Source organism: Streptomyces sp. AC627_RSS907 (assembly GCF_019049165.1).
In genome coordinates, this window is the sequence record NZ_JAGMUE010001575.1 from 1 (window position 1) to 659 (window position 659).

Consider the following 659-nt stretch of genomic DNA (forward strand, 5'->3'; position numbering starts at 1 on the left):
CGCCGCGGCGGGCGCGGAAGCGATAGGTCACGCCGTCTACCTCCGGGAGGCGATACGCGACCGGCTCCGCTTCGGCGGGGGGCGGGGCGGGGGCCTCGGTGTCGGGCTCGGGGGTCAGCACGCCCTCGTAGGCGAACTCGGCGAGCATCTTGGCCAGCATGCGCCGGCCGGCGCGCTGCCAGGCGTCGGCCTGCGGTGACGCCGCGAGCTGGGCCGGTTCGGGCCGGCCAGGCGGTCCCGAGGCCGGGCGGGGGCGGGGCGGCTGCGCGGACCGCGATTGCGGCTGCGGCTGCGGCTGCGGTGAAGGTCGCATGGTGGGCTCCTCGGTGCCGGAGGTCACAGGAGGTGGCGTAGCGCCCGGTCCCGAACCATCAGGGCCGCGCGTTTGCCGGGGAGGGCCACCTCGGCGCCGAAGCGGAATCCGGCGCCGAGGAAGGCCGCGATGGAGGGGGTGTTACGGAGGTCGGGTTCGGCGACGACGCGACCGCAGTCGGGCCGGTGGTCCAGCACGAGGTCGGCGACCGCGCGGAGCAGGGCCGTGCCGATGCCCCGGCCCCGGTCCGCCACGCCGCCGATCAACAGGTGCAGGCCGGTGTCGTGCGGGCGGGCCGGGTAGTGGCGAGCCAGCGGGTCCAGGTCGGCGCGGTAGAGCTCCCAGT

The 659-nt window shown here is 76.8% G+C and carries 1 protein-coding gene and 1 pseudogene; both read right to left on the reverse strand.

The features are described from left to right. Positions 1–313 (reverse strand): annotated as a pseudogene (locus KUM32_RS43075) (hypothetical protein); the annotation flags it as partial. Positions 314–336: 23 nt separating this feature from the next. Then, the coding region (locus tag KUM32_RS43080) for a GNAT family N-acetyltransferase (protein ID WP_217146984.1) at positions 337–659 on the reverse strand (323 nt) is incomplete at its 5' end.